Genomic DNA, 1236 nt, shown 5'->3' with positions numbered 1-1236 from the left:
CTCTATATCTTGCACCGGCTTCTGTAATCATACATATATCAACACTTTATGCTCAAGTTGTACCGTGGCAAACTGGCGATGACTGTTTTTACGACACGCTACACTACACGTACTCACTGAACCACTCAGGCGCACCTGTATACTCTGCCCAGCAGCGCTGGTGGCATGGTTCGCCGCGGGGATTTGGAATCGCCTCATCGAGATCGACCTGCTCGCCACAGAGGTCGCATTCAGCGCTGTGGCCGTGCATCCGCTGGTCAGCTGAAAGTCCCTCTGTCTCAACATACAGTTCATGGAGAGCCCGTGGCGTGAGCCTTACCAGTATCTTCTCTCGGTCCTCCTCGTGTTCGCGTTCGGGTGTGTACGTCAACACCCAGTCCTGGCCCTCCTCACCATCGCCAGCTGGCCCAAGCGAGATTGTCTGAGCCAACTCGTCGGGAACGTAATGCCACTCGTTGTCCGCAAACCGAGGGTAGTGTCCTTGGGGACGTGGGTTCTCAGGATCAACCTCGTCTTCGTCGACGTCATCTTCGCTCATGCGAGATCAGCCTCCTCGAAGGCATCGTTCACGACACCAGGCGTCGGTGCATTCAGATACGGTTCAATGGCTTGGAACGAGTCCCATCCGCCGACTTGCATCACGACACGGGGATTCATCTGCCGGTCTACGAGGAGCCGTTGAGCAAATCGTCGGCGGAGATCGTGGCTGCTGACGTAGTGGAAGTCGTCGTCGCCTGTTTCATCGGCGGCCCGTTTTGCCGTCCGCTTCACGACGTCCCGGATACCTCGCTCACTCAGGTCCACGAGTGGTTCGTGGCGGCCGATATCCTCGGCGTTCTGGTAGCGGTGAATGTCTCCCTCGACATCCTGCGGGAGGTAAGCGTCACGGGGTTTCCCGCCGTTCCCGGTGGTATCTTTTCCTTCAGGGATGCGTAGCCGGTAGTGTTCGCCGTCCTCGGTGCGTTTCACGTGTTTCGGTCGGATCTGTGGGATTTCGAACGCGCGGAGGCCGACATAGCCACCCAGCTGGATGACAAGGTCGTCTCGGTGACTCGCAGCGGCACGGCGAAGTTCCTCGAGTTCTCCGTCTGTCATCCAGACCTTGTATTCGTCTTCCTTCGCGGTTGCCTCGAGCCTCATGTGCACTTCTAAAATAACCTTGCACAAAATACCCGAGGATACAGTGGTGATCACCCTGGTATTCACCCCGAAAGCAGGGGTTCGCTTCCGACTTCT

2 protein-coding genes are annotated in these 1236 nt (G+C 57.2%); both read right to left on the bottom strand.

What is annotated here, in order from left to right; all coding sequences use genetic code 11:
• Positions 1-103: 103 nt before the first annotated feature.
• Positions 104-538 carry a DUF8161 domain-containing protein gene (locus tag EPY72_RS19100; protein ID WP_135807461.1) on the bottom strand — a complete coding sequence of 145 codons (435 nt, stop codon included), beginning with the start codon at positions 536-538 and terminating at the stop codon, positions 104-106.
• Positions 535-1140, bottom strand: coding sequence for a site-specific integrase (locus EPY72_RS19095; RefSeq protein ID WP_135807460.1), 606 nt, complete (start codon positions 1138-1140; stop codon positions 535-537). The genes EPY72_RS19100 and EPY72_RS19095 overlap by 4 nt, the downstream gene beginning before the upstream one ends.
• Between the last annotated feature and the right edge of the window lie 96 nt (positions 1141-1236).

The organism is Halorussus marinus, assembly GCF_004765795.1.
Classification (GTDB): Archaea; Halobacteriota; Halobacteria; order Halobacteriales; family Haladaptataceae; genus Halorussus; species Halorussus marinus.
The sequence above is the reverse complement of the archived record's forward strand: the minus strand, read 5'-3'. Positions and strand labels throughout refer to the sequence as shown.

Excerpts from the sequence above, each read along its gene's own strand:
- EPY72_RS19100 (WP_135807461.1), bottom strand. The coding sequence starts at position 538 with ATGAGCGAAGATGACGTCGACGAAGACGAGGTTGATCCTGAGAACCCA.
- EPY72_RS19095 (WP_135807460.1), bottom strand. The coding sequence starts at position 1,140 with ATGAGGCTCGAGGCAACCGCGAAGGAAGACGAATACAAGGTCTGGATG.